General features: G+C 66.7%; 19 protein-coding genes. 12 read left to right on the forward strand and 7 right to left on the reverse strand.

Features of this window, described 5'->3' with window-relative positions; all coding sequences use genetic code 11:
* Nucleotides 1-18 precede the first annotated feature (18 nt).
* The 3 genes from BJ987_RS24980 to BJ987_RS24990 are packed head-to-tail and all read left to right on the forward strand — an operon-like array spanning nt 19 to nt 3,354.
* On the forward strand, nt 19-903 hold the full coding sequence (locus BJ987_RS24980; RefSeq protein ID WP_209894757.1) for a fumarylacetoacetate hydrolase family protein: 885 nt from the start codon (nt 19-21) through the stop codon (nt 901-903).
* Nucleotides 900-2,258 carry an MFS transporter gene (locus BJ987_RS24985; protein WP_209894759.1) on the forward strand — a complete coding sequence of 453 codons (1,359 nt, stop codon included), beginning with the start codon at nt 900-902 and terminating at the stop codon, nt 2,256-2,258. Before BJ987_RS24980 ends, BJ987_RS24985 begins: the two co-directional genes overlap by 4 nt.
* Nucleotides 2,259-2,283: 25 nt before the next feature.
* Complete coding sequence (locus tag BJ987_RS24990) at nt 2,284-3,354, forward strand: cupin domain-containing protein (RefSeq protein ID WP_209894761.1); 1,071 nt, start codon at nt 2,284-2,286, stop codon at nt 3,352-3,354.
* A 21-nt stretch (nt 3,355-3,375) separates the two neighbouring features.
* On the opposite strand, the gene BJ987_RS24995 is transcribed toward BJ987_RS24990, so the two are convergent.
* Complete coding sequence (locus BJ987_RS24995; RefSeq protein ID WP_209894763.1) at nt 3,376-3,999, reverse strand: TetR/AcrR family transcriptional regulator; 624 nt, start codon at nt 3,997-3,999, stop codon at nt 3,376-3,378.
* A 127-nt stretch (nt 4,000-4,126) separates the two neighbouring features.
* Here BJ987_RS24995 and BJ987_RS25000 point away from each other — a divergent pair, with 127 nt between their 5' ends.
* Entirely contained in the window at nt 4,127-4,948 is an 822-nt protein-coding gene (locus tag BJ987_RS25000; RefSeq protein ID WP_209894765.1) for an SDR family NAD(P)-dependent oxidoreductase, read from the forward strand.
* Between the two features lie 122 nt (nt 4,949-5,070).
* On the opposite strand, the gene BJ987_RS25005 is transcribed toward BJ987_RS25000, so the two are convergent.
* Nucleotides 5,071-5,616, reverse strand: a complete 546-nt coding sequence (locus BJ987_RS25005; protein ID WP_209894767.1) for a DUF6301 family protein — start codon at nt 5,614-5,616, stop codon at nt 5,071-5,073.
* 345 nt (nt 5,617-5,961) lie between these two features.
* On the reverse strand, nt 5,962-7,248 hold the full coding sequence (locus tag BJ987_RS25010; RefSeq protein WP_209894769.1) for an SMI1/KNR4 family protein: 1,287 nt from the start codon (nt 7,246-7,248) through the stop codon (nt 5,962-5,964).
* A 147-nt stretch (nt 7,249-7,395) separates the two neighbouring features.
* Between BJ987_RS25010 and BJ987_RS25015 the strand changes: the two genes are divergently transcribed.
* The gene (locus tag BJ987_RS25015; protein ID WP_209894771.1) at nt 7,396-7,893 is read left to right on the forward strand and encodes a nitroreductase/quinone reductase family protein; all 498 of its coding nucleotides are present in this window, start codon (nt 7,396-7,398) and stop codon (nt 7,891-7,893) included.
* Nucleotides 7,894-8,340: 447 nt separating this feature from the next.
* Here the strand turns inward: BJ987_RS25015 and BJ987_RS25020 are convergent, their stop codons facing one another.
* A complete protein-coding gene (locus BJ987_RS25020) occupies nt 8,341-8,745 on the reverse strand; it encodes a DUF1801 domain-containing protein (protein WP_209894772.1) in 405 nt (134 codons plus the stop codon).
* 128 nt (nt 8,746-8,873) lie between these two features.
* Nucleotides 8,874-9,305 (reverse strand): tautomerase family protein, encoded by a 432-nt coding sequence (locus tag BJ987_RS25025; protein ID WP_209894773.1) that lies wholly within the window; start codon nt 9,303-9,305, stop codon nt 8,874-8,876.
* A gap of 80 nt (nt 9,306-9,385) precedes the next feature.
* On the opposite strand from BJ987_RS25025, the gene BJ987_RS25030 reads away from it, so the two are divergent.
* The gene (locus BJ987_RS25030; protein WP_209894774.1) at nt 9,386-9,907 is read left to right on the forward strand and encodes a winged helix-turn-helix transcriptional regulator; all 522 of its coding nucleotides are present in this window, start codon (nt 9,386-9,388) and stop codon (nt 9,905-9,907) included.
* Between the two features lie 25 nt (nt 9,908-9,932).
* Here BJ987_RS25030 and BJ987_RS25035 read toward each other — a convergent pair whose 3' ends face one another.
* Nucleotides 9,933-10,526, reverse strand: a complete 594-nt coding sequence (locus tag BJ987_RS25035) for a DinB family protein (protein ID WP_209894775.1) — start codon at nt 10,524-10,526, stop codon at nt 9,933-9,935.
* A 207-nt stretch (nt 10,527-10,733) separates the two neighbouring features.
* Here BJ987_RS25035 and BJ987_RS25040 point away from each other — a divergent pair, with 207 nt between their 5' ends.
* The 4 genes from BJ987_RS25040 to BJ987_RS25055 are packed head-to-tail and all read left to right on the forward strand — an operon-like array spanning nt 10,734 to nt 14,668.
* The gene (locus BJ987_RS25040) at nt 10,734-11,771 is read left to right on the forward strand and encodes a phosphotransferase family protein (protein WP_209894776.1); all 1,038 of its coding nucleotides are present in this window, start codon (nt 10,734-10,736) and stop codon (nt 11,769-11,771) included.
* A gap of 25 nt (nt 11,772-11,796) precedes the next feature.
* Nucleotides 11,797-13,020, forward strand: a complete 1,224-nt coding sequence (locus tag BJ987_RS25045) for an acyl-CoA dehydrogenase family protein (RefSeq protein WP_209894777.1) — start codon at nt 11,797-11,799, stop codon at nt 13,018-13,020.
* 31 nt (nt 13,021-13,051) lie between these two features.
* Nucleotides 13,052-14,053, forward strand: a complete 1,002-nt coding sequence (locus BJ987_RS25050; RefSeq protein WP_209894778.1) for an NADP-dependent oxidoreductase — start codon at nt 13,052-13,054, stop codon at nt 14,051-14,053.
* Complete coding sequence (locus BJ987_RS25055) at nt 14,054-14,668, forward strand: TetR/AcrR family transcriptional regulator (protein WP_209894780.1); 615 nt, start codon at nt 14,054-14,056, stop codon at nt 14,666-14,668. It begins immediately after the preceding gene.
* Here the strand turns inward: BJ987_RS25055 and BJ987_RS25060 are convergent.
* Entirely contained in the window at nt 14,644-15,441 is a 798-nt protein-coding gene (locus BJ987_RS25060; RefSeq protein WP_209899033.1) for a TetR/AcrR family transcriptional regulator, read from the reverse strand. The two genes, BJ987_RS25055 and BJ987_RS25060, sit on opposite strands and share 25 nt — an antisense overlap.
* A 90-nt stretch (nt 15,442-15,531) precedes the next feature.
* Here BJ987_RS25060 and BJ987_RS25065 point away from each other — a divergent pair, with 90 nt between their 5' ends.
* Complete coding sequence (locus BJ987_RS25065; protein WP_209894782.1) at nt 15,532-16,146, forward strand: GNAT family N-acetyltransferase; 615 nt, start codon at nt 15,532-15,534, stop codon at nt 16,144-16,146.
* Nucleotides 16,147-16,324: 178 nt separating this feature from the next.
* A complete protein-coding gene (locus tag BJ987_RS25070; protein WP_209894784.1) occupies nt 16,325-18,523 on the forward strand; it encodes an MMPL family transporter in 2,199 nt (732 codons plus the stop codon).
* Nucleotides 18,524-18,597 lie beyond the last annotated feature (74 nt).

The raw sequence follows: 18,597 nt of genomic DNA on the forward strand, positions 1-18,597 counted from the left end.
AACGAAAGTCACTATCCCATGCGTCTCGCAGTTCTCGACGGCGACCGTGCCGCGATCGTCACCGACACCGGCGTCCACGACATCACCGACCTGCTACCTACCTGCGCCGGCCCCTCCGGCGGACCCTGGCTGCCCTGGCTCGAACGCGGCGGAAGCGTCGCGGACCTGGCCGCTCTGGACCTGTCGCGCTGCCCGGCCCAGCCCTTGGCCACCGCCGCATTGCGTGCTCCCCTGCCGCGGCCCGGCAAGATCGTCGCCGCCCCGGTCAACTATCTCGACCACAAAGTCGAGATGCGCGAGCAGAAGACGATCGCCGAGTACGGCGTCTTCCTCAAGGCGAACACCTCGGTCATCGGCCCGGGTGACACCGTCGAGTTGCCCTACACCGACAAGCGCACCGATCAGGAAGGCGAACTCGCGGTCGTCATCGGCCGTACCGCGCGGCACGTGCCGGTGCGGCGAGCGCTCGACCACGTCTTCGGCTACACCGGCGTCCTGGACATCACCGTCCGCTCCACCGAGGACCGCTCAACCCGCAAGTCCTTCGACACCTTCACTCCACTCGGCCCGTGGATCGTCACCGCCGACGAGGTCGGTGACCCCGGCACCCTGCCGTTGCGCTGCTGGGTCGATGGTGAATTGCGCCAGCACACCAACACCTCCGAGCTGATTTTCTCGGTGGCCGAACTGGTCGCCTACGCGAGCTCGGTGATGACCCTGCACCCCGGCGACGTCATCGCGACCGGCACACCGGCCGGCGTGGGACCACTTCGGCACGGCAGCTCGATCCGCCTCGAGATCGGCCGCATCGGGACTTTGGAGGTCGGGGTCAGCGCCCGCCACGCCATCGACTACGCCGACCGGCCCGGCGCGCACCTCGATTTCCGCGCGGCGAGCGAATGAGCACCGCCGTGGACATCAAATCGCGGATCGAGTCCGCGCCGATGCGGCCATTGCAGTACGCGGTGGTGACGGTGTGCGTGTTGCTGAACATGCTCGACGGGTTCGACGTGCTCGCGCTGGCGTTCAGCGCCTCCCACATCTCCGAGGAATGGTCGCTCAGCGGCGCGCAACTCGGAATCCTGCTCAGCGCGGCGCTGTTCGGGATGGCCGCCGGATCCATCCTGGTCGCCCAAGTGGCCGATATCGCAGGCCGACGCCGCACGATCGTCGTCGCCGCGGTGGTCGTGGCCGCCGGGATGGCGCTGTCGGCGCTGGCGACCGGTTTCGTGATGCTGCTCGTGGTCCGGGTCGTCACCGGCATCGCCATCGGCACGTTGCAGGCCTGCCTCAACGTCATGGTCGCCGAGTACTCCTCGGCCCGCCATCGTTCGATCGCGATCAGCTTCTATACCGCGGGCCAGCCGATCGGCGGCACCCTCGGCGGCATCGCCGCGGGAGTGCTGCTCGCGCACTTCGAATGGCGCGCGGTGTTCGCGGCCGGTGCGATCGCCACGCTCTGCACGGCGCTGCTCGCGGCCGCGGTGCTGCCGGAATCGGTCGATTTCCTGCTGACCCGCCGCCCGCGCGACGCGCTCGCCCGCACGAACACGATCCTGTCCCGGTTGCGGCTACCCGAACTCACCGAACTGCCACCGGCGTCGAGCCGCAAGAACGCGGCAGCGGCACACTGGCGCGACATCACCACCGGCCCCACCTCGGTAACCACGCTGCTGCTGGGATTCAGTTTCTTCGTACTGATGGCCGGGTTCTATTTCGCCAACTCCTGGACACCGAAACTGGTGACCAGCAGCGGGTTCAGCACCGCGGACGGGGTGCAGGCCGGGGTCTGTTTCAGCGCCGGCGGGATCGTGGGCGCGTTGGCGTTCGGTCCGCTGGCCATGCGTTTCGGTGTCCGCCCCGCACTGACCGCCCTGTTCGGTGTGGCGGGTTTCGCGTTCGCGCTCTACGCCCTGTCGATGGGGTCGTTGCCGACCGCGCTGATCGCGGCGGTCGTCCTGGGCATGGCGACCAGTGCCGTCATGGCCGGCATGTTCTCGATCGGTCCGATGTACTACAGCGCTTCGGCTCGGGCGACCGCCGTGGGCCTGATCATCGGCATCGGCCGCGTCGGCGCGATCTTCTCGCCCATCATCGCCGGCGCGCTCATCGACCTCGACTGGGCACCGAAAAGCCTCTACTTCCTGTTCTTCGTACCGCTGATCGCGGGCGCGGTAGCCGTCTACGCGCTGCGCGGCCGTCAGCCCGTACTCGCCGACAGCCGAGGCGCCGTCGATACCGCACCTCTCGCGCATTAACCCCATCCCGCACCGGAGGATTCACATGACCAGCAACAACACCACCCCGGACGCCAGCGCCGAATTGGACCGTCTCTACGCCGATTTCGCGCGCAACTCGACCGCTCCGCTGTGGACCCAGACCGGCAACCTCATGCCGGAAAGTCCCGCACCCGCGGCGGTCCCGCACGTGTGGCAGTGGTCGGAACTGCTCGACATCGCCCGCCGCTCAGGCGAACTCGTCCCGGTCGGGCGCGGCGGTGAACGGCGTGCGATCGGTTTGGCCAACCCCGGCCTCGCACCCACTCCGTACGCCACCCCCACCCTGTGGTGCGCCATCCAGTGGCTCGGTCCTCGCGAAACCGCGCCCGAACATCGCCACGCCCAGAACGCTTTCCGTTTCGTCATCGAGGGCGAAGGGGTGTGGACGGTCGTCGACGGTGATCCGGTCGCCATGCGCCGCGGCGATCTGCTCATCACGCCGGGGTGGTGTTTCCACGGCCACCACAACCAGACCGATCAGCCGATGGCGTGGATCGACGGTCTCGATGTGCCGCTTGCCCATGACCTGGATCTGGGGTTCTTCGAATTCGGGCCCGACGCGGTCAGCGATGCCTCCACCCCCTCGGTGTCCCGGTCGGAGCGATTGTGGAGCCATCCCGGCCTCACCCCGCTCTCCGCGCCCGGCGCACGCGAGGCGACCCCGATCGCGGCCTACCGCTGGGAACACACCGACCGGGCGCTGCGCGAGCAGTTGCTGCTGCAGGACGAAGGGCATCCGGCAACCCTCGAACCCGGGCACGCGGCGATCAAATACACCAATCCGACCACCGGCGGCGATGTGCTGCCGACCATCCGCTGCGAGTTCCATCGGCTGCGGGCGGCGGCCGAATCAGCGGTCCGCCGAGATGTCGGCTCCTCGATCTGGCAGGTGTTCAGCGGCAACGGGCAGGTCGTACTCGGCACCGAACAACGTGCGCTGGCCACCGGAGACATTTTCGTGGTGCCGTCCTGGGTGCCGTGGTCGCTGCGGGCCGAGAGCGACCTCGACCTGTTCCGATTCTCCGACGCGCCGGTCGTCGAGCGATTGCGGTATCACCGGCCATCGAATAGGTGAGCTTCCAACGGTACTGGCGGCTCAGGAGTGGTTCGCGCCCCCGAACGCTTTGAGGAACGTCGCGGCCGCGGCGTCTGTGCCCGTGCGGATTTCGGTGTCGGGAACCGCGCGGGTGCCGAGCCGGGATCGGCTGTCCAAGCCGCCGGTGAGCAGGGCGGTGAATTGGGTGGCGGCCATTTCGGGGTCGTCGATGTGGAGGCTGCCCGCCAGTGCGAGGCGGGCCAGCCGGTCGGCGAGCGCCTGGGTGACCCGGCGCGGGACCGCACCGACGATGTCGAGCAGGTCGGGGAACTGCGCGGCTTCGGCGGCGACCAGGCGGCGCAGGACGCGCGATTCCTCGGCGCAATAACACCGGGCGAGTTGAAATCCGACCTCGCGCAGGGTCGCCGGGAGGTCGTCGTTGTCGACCAGGTGCTCGACCGCGGCGAGGTTGGCCGCGAGGGCGGTGTCGGACAGTGCCTGCACGACTTGACGGAACAGCGTTTCCTTGTCGCCGAAGTGGTTGTAGACGGTGGCCTTGGCGACCTGCGCTTCGGCGGCGATCTCGTCGACTCGGGCCTGGGCGTATCCCGAGCGTGCGAACACGGTGAATGCCGCCGTCAGCACGGCTTGCTGTTTGTCGATACGTCCGCGGGGCGCGCTCATCGGTTCATCCTAAGGCCGATAGCAGACCTATTGAACACGCGGTCCTGTTTACTTGTACTCACGAGTCTGTATAGACTCGTGAGTCTAGTTAAGCAGACTGGTCAGTGTGTTCGTAGAGGAGATTCGTGTGAAGACCGTGGTCATTTCCGGTGGGACCGATGGCATGGGTAAGGCGCTCGCGCTGACCTACCTCCGACGGGGCGACCAGGTGGTCGTCATCGGCACCAACGCCGCGAAAGGGCAGGCGGTTCTCGACGCCGCCACCGAGCTCGATGCCCGCTCGCGCGTCGAGTTCATCCAGGCGGACTTGAGCTCGGTAGACCGGACTCAACGAGTGATCGACCGGATCACCGCGACGCATCACAGCGTGGACGCTCTCGTCCTGGGCGCGCGATACTTCCGTGCGACACGATCGGTCACCGCAGAGGGCTTTGAAGCCAACTTCGCGCTGTTCTATCTGAGCCGATACCTGCTCGGGCACGGCCTCGTCGCACAACTCGAGCAGGCCGACGCCCCGGTGATCCTCGACCTGTCCGGCCCCGGCGGCGACCTATCCCGAATCCGCTGGGACGACCTGCAATTCGCCCATGCCTACAACCCGGACGAGGTCATGGGCCAATGTGGCAAACTCAGCGACCTGCTCGCCGTAGCCTTCACCCGCCGCTACCCCCACACCCCCATCCGATACGTCCTCCTGCACCCCGGCCTCACCGCAACCGGTTTCACCGGCGAATACGACGCCGCCACAGCCGAATTGGTGGCCCGCATGCGCCAACAGGGCCAACCGGTCGAAGCCGCCCTGCACCGCATCCTCCGACACCTCGACCACCCGCCGGCCGCACCCCTTTCGGCGTTCATGCAAGACAACCCGGTCGACGTACACAGCGCACCATTCGACCCCGCGGCAGCCGACCGATTGTCCGCGCTAACCGCCGAACTCCTGCGCTGAGGCCACGGTCGCCCGGGTCGACTCACACCGCGCCACTCGGGCGCTCCTCGGCACTGTTGAGCGGCTATCACTAGATCCCGCTGGCCGGAACCGAAGGGTGCACCAGAGCGACGCAGGGTTCATCAGTCGAAATGCCAAACCCTGCCTGTGCCTGAATCAAGGTCCTGCTCTTCCTCGAGCTGCCTGTCGTTCTCGTCATTCCACGCTTGATGCGCTGGACTGATAAGCCGTACCTCGACGGCTTCGCCGTCGGTCGCTATCTTGATAGCGACTTGGCGGAGGTCCCAGCGCAACCCGCGGGTCGGCTTGGTCCACGCCCCTGTCGGCCGCTGCCCTACCGCCTCGAACACGCGCTGAGCGAGTTCCTCGAAGGCCTCCGACATCGCAGGTTCGACGCTCGGGTCATCCAGGACGACGTCGCTGGCGTAAAACCAGATCGCGTCCAGAGCGCGCGCGGCACCGTGTTGGCCGACGCGGTCGAGGAAGGCCGTCGCGTCGGTGCGGTTGATATCGAAATCGGTAGTGATCTTCGGGGCGAGCTGATCGATATCGCTCAGTTGCCAGCCGAGGCGTTCGGTGAAGCCGGGCAGGTCCTCGATGGTCCAGGTCCAATCGAACTCTGTGGCTACGCGTACCGCCTGGGTGGCGCGGTCTAGGTCTACTCGCATCGGTCAGGGATTGCTTTCTCGTCAGGGTGGGGGTACCACGCGGTCGGGCACGAATCCCAGCCACGGCAGCGTGCACAACGCGATCGCGATCCCGAGCTGATCAGCCCGACCGCGGCCGCGCCAATCCCCATCCGCGAACACCCGCGTTGCCACGAACCTCGACCTCCGGCACCAATCAATAACGTTGCGAGCCAAGCCAACCAGCAACCGGCGATCATCGCAGGCCGAACCCGCAATTCAGCCGCAGCCCACCGCGGCTACGCCATATCCGTTGTTTTTTCGGCGATTGCTACCGGAACCCCGAGTACCGGCACGCGAAGGGGCGCGGTCGCGCACACACGCGGGTCAGCGGCCGCGCCGCGGTTTACTCAACAACGCACGGCCGCGTTCCGGGGTGAGGCTGTACGCCACCACCGGGTCGGCAAGCAGCGCGACCGGAGCGATGTGGTCCGGAGTACGGGGCTGCCAATGCGGCATCGCCTCCCCGAGCGCGTGCCACAGCGCGGTGGGGTCGGAGCGGTGTTCAGCGAGCGCGTCTCGCACCGCGGTGTCGAAGGTTTGGTTTCCGTAGGAATGCCGATAGCCGGGCTGCCGCACCCGCGCTCGGTGCTCGTCGATGGCGCGTCCAATCTCTAACCCTTGGTCGTTCTGAGTCATTTCGAGGAGTTGGGCAACTTCGAGCTCGGAATACCCCGAGTGCTCATCGGCGGCGTGCCGCTGGGCGATGGCGAGGGCTTGGCGGTGTCCGGCGTGTGCGCGATCTGCCAGGTACTGAGCGGTCTCGAGCGCGGAGGCATACCAGGGTTCCTTATGTTCGTGGTGCAGGAACATGCACGGCAGGAAGTCTTCGGTGAACAGCGGACCGGGAAAGAATCCATCCGGGGCGGATTCCGGCGGCAGCAGATGCGAGAGCAGCCTGGAGGCCTCGTACGGGGAGGAGGTAGCGAGGAACATCTGGAGCTGGACTTGTAGAACTTTGGCACGTGGTCGGCCGAATTCTTGGGCTTTCGCCAAGTGCGCCATGGCGGTGTCGATGTCCCCGGAAAGAGCCTCGCCCCGAGCCTGTTCCACCACCAGATCCCAGCTGTCACGAGTCTTACCCATCGGCTGACGTAACTGATGAAAGCCTTGGTACAGCGATTCCATGAGGGCGGTGAAAGACGGGTAGCGCTGCGGGGACTCGGCCCAGGAAAACACGCTGTAGGCCGCCCACTCGCCGTTCCCGTCACGGTCGCCCGGGTCCAGGAACAGCACCCCGGCGTCGGCGTGCAGCGAGATCAGCAGCCCGCGATCGAACGGGTTCCCCGGCGCGCCGGTTGGCGGCTCGGCGATCAGATCGGCCCACGACTCCCAGTGCGGTTCGAGGTCACGCAGCCACCCCAGATTGGTGGTGTCCCGCATCTGCGACACGAATTCCCCGGCATGGCGCCACCCGTCGGTGGTCAGCAGGAAGCCGCGATAGGAAGGCGGCAACCTCAGACCGAGACGCTGCTCGACCGCTTCGATGTCGGCCTCGGCGGCCGGGGCGTATCCGAGCCAGCGCTGCCGCACGATCTCCGGCTCCAGCTCACCAGGAGCACTGCCGGCGATCTTTTCCTCGCTCCATAGCTCCAACCACGCTCTCCAGTTCATTCCGCGAACGCTACGAGCAGCCACCGACAATATGCGGGGCTGCCGATCTGGTGTGGCGTGGTGAGCCTTGAATCGATGTGCACGCGATCCATTTCAAAGGACGAATACCAGAGCCGTGGCGCAAAGCCCCACACCTCCGATGAACTGATGTCTACTGGCGGCGTGTCGTTACTCGCCCAGTTCTTTTCCGCCGGAGCGCGATTCGCCAATCGACGTGGCATCTACGCGGGGCGCCGCTTCACCAAGGTGCACGTACGCTGCTATCGATGGTCGAACGGCAGGATCGGCGGGCACATCCCTGGCCGACGCGACGCGCGCATTTTGCTGCTCGATCATGTCGGCGCGAAAAGCGGTGTGCGCCGGACCTCCCCGCTGGTCTACATCACCGACGGCGCGGTGACAGCAGTCGCGGCGTCCAAGGCCGGGCAACCGACCCATCCCGCCTGGCTGCACAACCTGCTCGCGCAACCGCACACCACCATCCAACTCGGCGCTCGATCGTGTCGAGTACGAGTTCGTCTCGCCAATGCTTCCGAGCGCGAACAGCTGTGGCGCCGGTTCGTGGAAACGGTCCCCGACTACAAGTTCTATCAACAGCACGGCGGGCCCCGGACTATCCCGATCGTGATCCTCGAGCCGCGGTAGGGATCGAATGCTCTTGGGCCGCAACGACGGTGGGATTCGCGGTGGCCAGTGCCGCCGCGATCGACATGCCTGTACGGTCGGCCAGAATCAGGCGTTGGCGAACGGCGGCCGGTGTGCGGGGGCCGATAGCCCGGCCCGGTGCCGCAGCATCCGCCGTGGAAGTGGAGCCCGGAGTCGAGGACCGCCGCGAGCGCGCGCCAGCCAGCCCGGTCGACTCGCCTGGGCACCTCCAGGTGCGGGCCGGCGTCGATGAGTTCGGCATGGCAGCGCAGGCAGTGGTTGGGACCGTGGGCGATCGGATGTTTGTAGGAGACCCGGCAGGCCGAGCACACGGAGTGGGTCCGGCTGGGGTAGACGCACATGGGGGCAGCGTAGGGCCGGACAGTCCGTGGCGTCGATCGATTATTTCCCCGCAGCTGTTGGGGCGCTACGGGATTGGGCGCGGCGCTAGTTCGCGTCCCGCTCCCGCTTGATCTTGCGCCAGCCGCCCGCGCGGTTGTTGGCGATGATCTGCTCGAACATGGCGGTGAGTGCGGGGGCGTTGATCTTCTCCCCTTCTCGGAACGCGACGGTCCTGGCGGTTTTGTTGTCGTGGCCGGCGGTGATGATGCCTTCGGGATCGGGCACGATCGCACCGTCGTAGAGGAAGACGTTGACGTGGGTTTTGGCCGCGAGCAGGGCGCAGATATTGCCGTCGAGGACGAAATACGGCTGTCTGGTGCGTTTGATGGTCTCCACGACCGCGGGGTCGGCGGCGTGGACGAGCGCGCGGACTTCGTGGCAGATGGCTTGCTGCCACTCGGGCAGCGCGTCGATGTAGGCGTCGACGCGGGGATCGGCGAGATATGTCATGGGGCCCTTCGGTGCCGGAGGTCGGCGGTCTACCCCAGTCTGGCGTCCGAACCTGAGCCGGGCCGGACAGACACGCGGAAGTCGGCGCCAGGGGTGGGCGGACGCCGGATGCCCGCCCACGCTAGGCCCTAGCTGGAGACCAAGGAGACGATGTCCTCGATCCGCACGATCTCCCCGCGCGCTCCCCAGTTGCCTTCGGGGATCTCGTTGATATGCACCCACGCGGTGGCGGCCTCGGCGAACCGCGCCGGGTCCTCGTCGGCATCGGCCAGGACGCGGGTGACTCGGCGCACGATGTCGCCGCGCTTCTCGTCGTTCATCGATCCGGCCGGAACCCCTACGCGCACGACGTATTTCGGCTTCTCACCGGCGGGGAGCCGACGTCCGCCGACGAACCAGGCGTCGATCTCGTTGACCACCAGCCAGGAAATGGAGCGCGCCGCTTCGGTGTCGGGCGCGCCTTCCGCGAGCATCACCTCCGACACCAGCCGGCCGCCGATCTCCTCGCGGCGGTCTTGGTCGAGCGAGCCCTTGGGAACGAACAATTCCACGAACGGCATCAGTTAGTCCTTTCATTGAACTCTGTCGCCCACAACGTATACCTGCTGAGTTCAATCAATCAACCCTCTATACTTGATGCATGCAACGAACCAGCTTCGCGGAGATGCACTGCTCGATCGGACAATCCCTGGAGCGGGTCGGGGAATGGTGGACGCCGCTGATCGTGCGGGACATCTACCTCGGCCTGCACCGGTTCGACGACATCGCCGAGAATCTCGGCATCTCCCGCAATCTGCTCACCAGACGACTCGAGGCGCTGGTCACCAACGAGATCGTGGAGCGTCGGCCCTATCAGGAGCGGCCGGTGCGCTACGAATACCACCTGACCACCGCCGGCCAGGAGCTCGTCCCGGTCCTGATGGCGCTGATGGCCTGGGGCGACAAGTGGGCAACACCCGTGGGCGGGCCCCCGGTCCGATTGGCGCACAACGATTGCGGGCACCAGTTCACCCCGCAGGTCTGCTGCTCGGCCTGCGGAGAACCGGCCACCGCGACGAATGTGACAGCCCGGCCCGGCCCCGGCGCGGCCTCGGGCCCGGGAACCAAAGTGCTCGCACGCCGCAGCGCCCTGGCGATATCCGAGCAGGACGCCGAATCCTGAACCGGGGCAATATGTTCGGGCAGACTCAGTACTGCTCGGTAGCGCGTTTCGCGACATCCTCCAGCTTGTCGCGGTAGCGCTGCCACCAATCCGGGTCGTCGGTGGGCAGGTTGGTGTTGGCGGGCAGCAGGCCGGCGGCGCCGTCGAGGAGTTCGCGGATGATGTCGGCGTGGCCGGCGTGGCGGTGGGTCTCGGCGGTCACGTGCACCAGGATCTGATGCAGGGTGACCGTGCGCTGCTCGGGGTTCCACCAGGGGACCGATCCCTCGGCGGTGAGGTCGAGGGTGTCGATCGTGGTGTCGGAATGAGCCCAGGCCCGGTGGTAGAACGCGACGATGTCGGCGCGTGATTCGTCGGCGGTGGCCCACATATCGGCGGTGGGGTCGGCGACGAAATCGTGCTGGTTGATGGGTTCGTCGTCGGGACGGCCGAAGGTGTCACCGAAGTATCCGTATTCCACCGAGCCCAGGTGTTTGACGAGGCCGAGCAGGTTGGTGCCGGTGGGGGTCATGGGCCGGCGAATGTCGTACTCGGACAGGCCATCCAGCTTCCACAGCATCGCTTCGCGGGCCGAACGCAGGTAGCGATGCAGCACCGTTTTCGGGTCAGAGCCAGTCATGTCGAGCATTCTCGCCCCCGTCGCCGGGTTTACCAGCGGAATCGACCGCACCCTTGACGAGGCGGCTCGCGTCACGCAAGGTGGCAGCTGACTTAGTAAGCGCTCAGTAAGTTGAGCCGGAGCGGATACGCCGACGGCAATCGGTCGCCCGCTTCGACCGCTCGGACTCCGAAAGGACCACGCTGTGACCCGATTCGAGGTGCCCCGATGACTGGTTCACCGGACAACGGCGACCTACCGGGCCTCGATCTGGACCGGTTCACCGGCTGGCTGGCCGTCAATCGGCCGGACCTGGCGAAAGGTCCGCTGCGAGGTGACCTGATCGCCGGCGGCAAATCCAACCTGACCTACCGAATCACCGACGGCACGACCGCGTTCGTGCTGCGCAGACCACCGCTGGGTCATGTCCTGGCGACCGCCCACGACATGGCCCGGGAACATCGGGTGATCAGTGCCCTGGCCGGCACCGGCGTCCCGGTGCCGGCCACCTACGCGCTGTGCGAGGACACCGATGTCATCGGTGCGCCGTTCTACCTGATGGAATTCGTCACCGGCACGCCGTATCGCAGCGCGGCCGAACTCGAAGCGCTGGGTCCGCAACGCACCACCACGGTGTCGACCGGGTTGATCGACACCCTCGCCGCCCTGCACACCGTCGATCCGGCCGCGGTCGCACTCACGGATTTCGGGCGACCGCACGGCTTTTTGGAACGCCAGGTGCGCCGCTGGAAAAAGCAACTCGACGCCTCCCATTCCCGGGACCTGCCCGCCGCCGACGAACTGCACGCGCTGCTCGCCCAACAGCAACCACCGCAATCGGCGACCGGCATCGTGCACGGCGACTACCGGCTCGACAACGTCCTCATCGATGACCGGGATCGCGTTGCGGCGGTGCTGGATTGGGAGATGGCCACCCTCGGCGACCCGCTTACCGATATCGGTCTGCTGCTGGTCTACCAGCGCATGGGCGCATTCCGGATGCCCGGGGTTACCGATGTGGCGACCGCGCCGGGCTTCGGCACCGAAACCGAGCTGCTGGACCGGTACGCCCGCCACACCGGCCGCGACCTGACCCACATCGGTTTCTATGTCGCGCTGGCCTCGTTCAAGCTCGCGGTGATCGCCGAGGGCATCCACTACCGCTACCTGCACGGTCAGACCGTGGGTTCCGGCTTCGCCACCGTGGGCGACATGGTGGATCCGCTGCTGCGCGCCGGAATCGCCGCCCTGCACGACGCCAGCTGACCTCCCCCGCCGATCAGGAGTAGAGATGTTCGAGCTTTCCGAGCCCGCCCGCCGATACCGCGACGAACTGCTCGCCTTCATGGACGAGCGGATCTATCCCGCGGAACCGATCCTGCACGCGCAGATGACCGAATCCGGTGACCCGCATTTCCAGCCGCCGATTCTCGAGGAACTCAAAACCGAAGCCAAGAAGCGCGGCCTGTGGAATCTGTTCCACCCGCATCCGGAGTGGGGCCCGGGCCTGACCAACTCCGAATACGCGCCGCTGGCCGAAATCATGGGCCGCAGCCCGCATTTGGCGCCCGAAGCCACCAACTGCAGTGCGCCCGACACCGGCAATATGGAGGTGCTGACGCTGTTCGGCACCGAGGAGCACAAGCGGGAATGGCTGGCGCCGTTGCTCGCCGGCGATATCCGCTCCGCCTTCGCCATGACCGAACCCGGAGTCGCCAGCTCCGATGCCACCAACATCCAGTTGCGGATGGACCGCGACGGCGACGACTACGTCCTCAACGGCCGCAAATGGTGGACCTCCAACGCGCTGCACCGGAACTGCAAGGTGCTGATCGTCATGGGCAAGACCGACTTCGACGCGCCGGTGCATCGCCAGCAGAGCATGATGGTCGTCCCGCTCGACACCCCCGGCGTGACCGTCGTGCGCGGTCTGCCCGTCTTCGGCTATCAGGACCGCGAAGGCCACGCCGAGGTCGTGTTCGACAATGTCCGGGTGCCGCGCAGCGCGCTGCTGGCCGGTGAAGGTGACGGATTCATGATCAGCCAGGCGCGACTGGGTCCCGGCCGCATCCATCACTGCATGCGCGCCATCGGCATGGCCGAGCGCGCCCTCGATCTGATGATCGATCGGGCCCAGGCCCGCACCACTTTCGGTCAACCCGTCGCCGATCGGGCCAATATCCAGGACTGGATCGCCGAGGCCCGCATCGAGATCGAGATGGTGCGGCTGCTCACCTTGAAAGCCGCGTACCTGATGGACACCGTCGGAAACAAGAACGCGCGCACCGAGATCGCCGCCATCAAGGTCGCGGCACCGCAGATGGCGCTGAAGGTGATCGACCGCGCCATCCAGGTGCACGGCGGCGCCGGCGTCTCCGATGACTTCCCGCTGGCGAGCATGTACGCGCACGTGCGGACCCTGCGGCTCGCCGATGGTCCCGACGAGGTACACAAGCGGACCATCGCACAGCGCGAACTGCGCCGCCGCGACCCATCCTGGGGCCGGAAAGCCTGAAATACCAGACCGATTCGACAAGGAGTTGTGCATGACGAAAACCCAGCAGGTGCGCCTGGCCGAACGGCCGACCGGTCTGCCCACCGCCGACACCTGGGAGCTGACGACGACCGAGCTGCCCGACCTCGGGCCAGGTCAGATCCTGGTGAAGGTCGCCTTCATCTCCCTGGATCCGGCCATGCGCGGCTGGCTCAACGATGTCCGCTCCTATGTGCCGCCGGTCGGTATCGGCGAGGTGATGCGCTCGCTCGATATCGCCACGGTCGTCGAGTCGACGCACCCGGATTTCGCCGTCGGCGACACGGTCAGCGGCACTTTCGGCGTCACCGAATACGCGATCAGCGACGGCCGCGGCGTGCAGCAAGTCGACCTCGGCCTCGCCTCCGGCCCCACCTGGCTGGGTGCGCTCGGAATGCCCGGCATGACAGCGTATTTCGGCCTGCTCGACGTCGGCAAGCTGCGCGCGGGCGACACCGTGCTGATCTCGGCGGCCGCGGGCGCGGTCGGCAGCGTGGCCGGTCAGATCGCGAAAGTCAAGGGCGCCACCGTCATCGGTATCGCGGGCGGCGCCGAGAAGTGCCGGATGCTCACCGAGGAACTGGGTTTCGACGCCGCCATCGACTACCGCGCCGGTGATGTGCTGAAGCAACTGCGCACGGTCGCACCGGACGGCATCGACATCTACTTCGACAATGTGGGCGGTGAGATCCTCGACGCCGCGCTGGCCAACCTGCGCCGCGGCGCGCGCATCGTGCTGTGTGGAGCGATCTCGGCCTACAACGAGCAGAAGCCACCGCCGGGGCCCTCGCGCTACATGTCGCTGCTGGTGTTCCGGGCGACCATGACCGGATTCGTGGTCTTCGACTACGCCGACCGTTACCCCGAAGCCGGTGCGCAGCTGGGGCAATGGCTGGCCGAGGGGCGGATCCAGACTCGCGAACATGTGGTCGAGGGTGGGGTGGCGCGGTTCGGTGAGACCCTGAACATGCTGTTCACCGGCGCGAATACCGGCAAGTTGGTGCTGGCGGTCTGAATGATCGAATCAGCGGACCGCTCACGAGCGGACGAGACGCGGGCGCGACTGTTGGATGCCGCCGTGATCGCCTTCGCGGAACGCGGCTTTCACGGCGCCACCACCCGCGACGTCACCTCGATCGCCGGTTTGAGCACCGCGGCGATCTACGTGCATCATCGTTCCAAAGAGGAACTGCTCTACCAGATTTCGCACACCGGCCATCTGGACATCCAGGCGCGGATCCGGGCCGCGCTCGCCTCCTCGACCCACCCCACCGAGCAGCTGATCGCCCTGGTCCGGGACTTCGCGATCCACCACGCCCGCGCCCACACCGTCGCTCGCGTCATCAACTACGAACTCGCGGCGCTCAGCCCCGAGCATCAACGTGAGATCAAGGACATCCGCCACACCATCGACACCGAAGTCCGCGCCCTCATCGAAAAGGGCGTAGCCGAAGGTTCTTTCGACCACCCGAATCCGCACATGGCCGCGGTCGCCATCCTCTCCCTCGGCATCGACATCGCCCGCTGGTATCGCGAGGATGGCGCCTGGACGCCCGAAGAACTCGGTGACCACTACGTAGACCTGGCGCTACGCATCGTCGGGGCTCACGCTCCCTCGTCAGGGAAGTAGCGGGCGGCGATACCGTCGAAGAGCAGCGCCAGGCTGTTTTCGAAGAGGCGGTCCAGATCCAGGTCCGGACCGCCGGTTTCGAGCTCGATCAGGCGGGTCAGCGTCGGGTGGGTGTCCGGGCCGATCAGGGCCGCCATTTGCTCAGCGGTGGACCCGGGGCCGAGCGGGCGGCGTTCGGAGACGACCAGCAGCGCCAAGCCTTGGACCAGGCCCGAGACCGTGAGGTAGATCGTGAGCAGGGTTCGCGCCGACATCCCCGGTCGATACAGGGCCGTGAACGGTCGCTCCAGGGAATCGATGAGCACCGGACCGACCGGTGGGCGGGTTTGGGCCAGCAGCGGAAGCATCCATGGGTGCCGCCGATAGAGCTGCCATTCGCCGCGCGCCTCGTGCGCCAGGCTCGCGCGCCAATCCGCTGGACGCGCCGGCGGAGCGATCTCGGCGAGGGTCAGCTCGGCCATCTCGGCGAGCAAGCGGTCTCGGTCGGGAAAATGCCGGTACAGGCCTGCGGTCGCCACACCCAACTCGGTGGCGAGACGGCGCATGGACAAGCCCTCCAAGCCTTCCCGGTCGGCCAGCGCCACGGCCGCGCGGACGATCGCGACGGTCGTCAGCCGCGGCGGCGCGGTGCGCCGCTCCGGGGGCGCGGGACGGCGCCGGGCCCGGTAAGCCCGCGCCTGACAGGACCGCGAGCAGTACCGGCGACGGCGGCCCCGCGCCGGATGCGCGAACTCCGCGCCACACACCGCACAGGCCGGCACCTCGAATTTCATCACACCTACCAGTGTGACGAAATTGTCGTAATGGCGTCGGTAGCGCCCTATCTTGGCGTTCGTAGACACCGTTCACATCGGAGGTTGCAGATGAGCACACAGGTGCGGATCCATCGCGCGGAACTGGACGAACTCGACGTCGTGGCACGCGTCATGGCCGAGGCCAGCGTCGACGAAGAGGTCCTGAGCTGGGTGATGAAGGACCATCCCGACATCGCCGAGCAATACCGCAACCAGCACGCGCGCGGCATGGTGGAGGCGGCGATGCGCGAGGACGAAGTCTGGGTCGCCGGGGACGGCACCGACATCTGGGCGGTATCACTGTGGCAGACGGTGCACGACCGCGACCGGCTCGAGCGCGAGGCCGCCGAGATGCGCGAGCGCTACGAACAAATCCCGCTCCCGCCCTTCCGGCGGCTGCGCGCACTGATGGGCATCCTCAAGCAGACCCATCCGAACGAATTCCCGCACCGCTATCTCCAACTGATCGTGACCCTGCCCGAGCATCGCGGAAAAGGCGCCGGCGCGGCCATTGTCACCGAACGCGCCAAAGCGGCCGCCGACGCGGGCCTGCCCGCCTACCTGGAGGCCAGCACCGAACGTTCGTCCCGGCTGTACGCTCGCTGCGGCTTCGTCATCGAGGGCGATCTGATCCCGCTGCCCGAAGACGGCCCGGTGCTGCGGCCGATGTGGTTCCGCGGCTGACCCTCTGCGCACGCCCTGCGCGGTTCTGTCGCGGAACCCGCAGGGCGAGAACCATTCTCGTCGTGTGCACCACGCCACGAGGCGGCAGTCGCGTCAAGATCGGTACCTTTGGTGGGATGCACAGTGGCTCCTCGGCTTTCGGCACCGAATATCGCTCGACCACGCACGGAGTTCGCTGATGTTCGCGCGCTGGGGCGCGCTCGTCTCGCGGCTCCGGTTCCTCGTGCTCGGCCTCGTCACCGCCGCGCTCATGGCACTCGGGACATACGGCGCCGGACTGGCCGATCACCTCAGCTCCGGTGGACTGTTCGACCCCGGTTCCGAATCCAGCGAAGCGGCCCGTATCGCCGACGCGGCCTTCGGCCGCAGCCACGAATTCGATGTCGCGGTGCTCTACACCGCACCCGCCGGAAAAACCGTCGACGACCCGCAGTTCAGCGCCGCGGTCATCGACAGCCTCAACCGGCTCCCCCGGGAACGCCCCGGCGAGATCGGCGGCATCAACGCCACGTACTGGCCCGCCGTCACCGCCCGAATCACCGGCGCCGCGGCCACCACGCCCGACAAAACCAAGGCCATCGCCCTGATCGCGCTGCGCGGTGAGAACGACACCGACATCATGCGCAGCTATCGGAAGGTCAAGGACGCCTTCACCATTCCCGGGATAGACGTGCGGGTCGGCGGTCTGCAACCACTCGCCGGGACACTCAACGACAAGATGGCCGAAGACATCCACCGCGTCGAGATCCTGGCGCTGCCCGCGGTCGCCCTGCTGCTGTTCTTCATCTTCGGCGGCGTCGTCGCGGCCGCGTTACCACTGATCGTCGGCGGACTCACCATGATCGGCGCGAACGGACTGGTACGGTTCGTCGCCAATTTCACCGAAGTCAACTCCTTCGTCGAACCGATCGTCACGATGATCGGGCTCGGCCTGGCCATCGACTACGGACTGTTCATCGTCAGCAGATTCCGCGAAGAACTCGACGCGGGCCACGACACCCCGGACGCGGTGCGCCGCACCGTCATGACCGCCGGCCGCACCGTGGTGTTCTCCGCCACGATGATCATCGTGAGCCTCGGCGGCATGCTGCTGTTCCCGCAAGCCTTCCTGAAATCCATGGCCTACGGCGCGATCGCCACCGTGTCGCTGGCCGCGCTCACCGCCATCACCGTGCTGCCCGCCATGCTGGCCATCCTCGGACCGCGCGTAGACATGCTGGGGCTGAAGCGATCCCGCACCACCGGCAAGACCGACAACGGGCTGTGGGAACGCTCCACGGCGTGGGTGATGCGCCACCCGCGCAAGCTCGCGGTCCCCCTGTGCGTGCTGCTGCTGTTCCTGACCGTCCCGGTCGGCAACCTGATCTTCGGCGGATTCAGCGAACGGTATCTCCCGCCGGACAATCCGACCCGGCTCGCGCAGGAAGCGATCGACGCCGCCTTCGCCGAAAAGCGTTCCGACCCACTGGAACTCGTCTTCATATCGGACAACCACACCGGCATCGGCGCGGTCGTCAAACAGGCCAATCAAGCACCCGGGCTGGCCGAAAAGTTCAAGATTCCGTCGCGCTCGACGATCCAGCGCGACGTCTTCCGCACCCACACCCTGCTCGTCGATTCCGCCCAAGCCGGCAAAACCATCGACTACCTACGCAAGATGGACGTCCCCGACGACGTCACCATGCTCGTCGGCGGCATGCCCGCCATGCAGAAGGACAGTATCGACGCACTGCTGTACCGCATACCGATCATGGTCGCCCTGGTCCTGTTTCTCACCACCGTGCTGATGTTCCTGACCTTCGGCTCGCTGGTGTTGCCGATCAAGGCCGCACTCATGAGCGCCCTCGGTCTCGGCTCCACCCTCGGCATCCTCACCTGGATCTTCGTCGACGGCCACCTCGCGGGCCTGCTCAACTTCACCCCGCAACCCATCCAGTCGAACATGCTCGTGCTGATCATCGCGATCATCTACGGACTGTCCACCGACTACGAGGTCTTCCTGATCTCCCGCATGGTCGAAGCCCGGGCCCTCGGCGCGAGCACCAGCGACGCCATCCGCATCGGCACCGCCCAGACCGGAAACATCATCACCGCCGCCGCGCTCATCCTGCTCGTGGTCACCGGCGCGTTCGCCTTCTCCGATCTGGTGATGATGCAGTACATCGCCTTCGGCATGATCGCCGCACTGTTCATCGACGCCACCCTGCTGCGCATGCTCCTCGTGCCCGCCGTCATGCAGTGGCTCGGCGACCGCTGCTGGTGGGCGCCGGGCTGGATGCAGCGGATCCAACGCCGCATCGGGCTCGGCGAACCCATTCTCGACGATGAACGCCCTGGTCCAGCCCGTTCCGGTGCACTTGCCGAATCGAGCAGCTAGTTCGAAAAGAAGCCGTCCAGACGAGGTTGCGCATACCCTCGGCGTGAGGTGCCAGAGGAGCGCGCTCGCATCCG

It is taken from the genome of Nocardia goodfellowii (assembly GCF_017875645.1).
GTDB lineage: Bacteria > Actinomycetota > Actinomycetes > Mycobacteriales > Mycobacteriaceae > Nocardia > Nocardia goodfellowii.

Bases quoted from the DNA above. Each gene is read 5' to 3' on its own strand.
- BJ987_RS25040 (WP_209894776.1), top strand. From the start codon at position 10,734: ATGACTGGTTCACCGGACAACGGCGACCTACCGGGCCTCGATCTGGAC.
- BJ987_RS25030 (WP_209894774.1), top strand. From the start codon at position 9,386: ATGCAACGAACCAGCTTCGCGGAGATGCACTGCTCGATCGGACAATCC.
- BJ987_RS25015 (WP_209894771.1), top strand. From the start codon at position 7,396: ATGTCTACTGGCGGCGTGTCGTTACTCGCCCAGTTCTTTTCCGCCGGA.
- BJ987_RS25005 (WP_209894767.1), bottom strand. From the start codon at position 5,616: ATGCGAGTAGACCTAGACCGCGCCACCCAGGCGGTACGCGTAGCCACA.
- BJ987_RS25020 (WP_209894772.1), bottom strand. From the start codon at position 8,745: ATGACATATCTCGCCGATCCCCGCGTCGACGCCTACATCGACGCGCTG.
- BJ987_RS24990 (WP_209894761.1), top strand. From the start codon at position 2,284: ATGACCAGCAACAACACCACCCCGGACGCCAGCGCCGAATTGGACCGT.
- BJ987_RS25035 (WP_209894775.1), bottom strand. From the start codon at position 10,526: ATGACTGGCTCTGACCCGAAAACGGTGCTGCATCGCTACCTGCGTTCG.
- BJ987_RS25065 (WP_209894782.1), top strand. From the start codon at position 15,532: ATGAGCACACAGGTGCGGATCCATCGCGCGGAACTGGACGAACTCGAC.
- BJ987_RS24985 (WP_209894759.1), top strand. From the start codon at position 900: ATGAGCACCGCCGTGGACATCAAATCGCGGATCGAGTCCGCGCCGATG.
- BJ987_RS25025 (WP_209894773.1), bottom strand. From the start codon at position 9,305: ATGCCGTTCGTGGAATTGTTCGTTCCCAAGGGCTCGCTCGACCAAGAC.
- BJ987_RS25055 (WP_209894780.1), top strand. From the start codon at position 14,054: ATGATCGAATCAGCGGACCGCTCACGAGCGGACGAGACGCGGGCGCGA.
- BJ987_RS25070 (WP_209894784.1), top strand. From the start codon at position 16,325: ATGTTCGCGCGCTGGGGCGCGCTCGTCTCGCGGCTCCGGTTCCTCGTG.
- BJ987_RS24980 (WP_209894757.1), top strand. From the start codon at position 19: ATGCGTCTCGCAGTTCTCGACGGCGACCGTGCCGCGATCGTCACCGAC.
- BJ987_RS25050 (WP_209894778.1), top strand. From the start codon at position 13,052: ATGACGAAAACCCAGCAGGTGCGCCTGGCCGAACGGCCGACCGGTCTG.
- BJ987_RS25010 (WP_209894769.1), bottom strand. From the start codon at position 7,248: ATGAACTGGAGAGCGTGGTTGGAGCTATGGAGCGAGGAAAAGATCGCC.
- BJ987_RS25045 (WP_209894777.1), top strand. From the start codon at position 11,797: ATGTTCGAGCTTTCCGAGCCCGCCCGCCGATACCGCGACGAACTGCTC.
- BJ987_RS24995 (WP_209894763.1), bottom strand. From the start codon at position 3,999: ATGAGCGCGCCCCGCGGACGTATCGACAAACAGCAAGCCGTGCTGACG.
- BJ987_RS25060 (WP_209899033.1), bottom strand. From the start codon at position 15,441: ATGAAATTCGAGGTGCCGGCCTGTGCGGTGTGTGGCGCGGAGTTCGCG.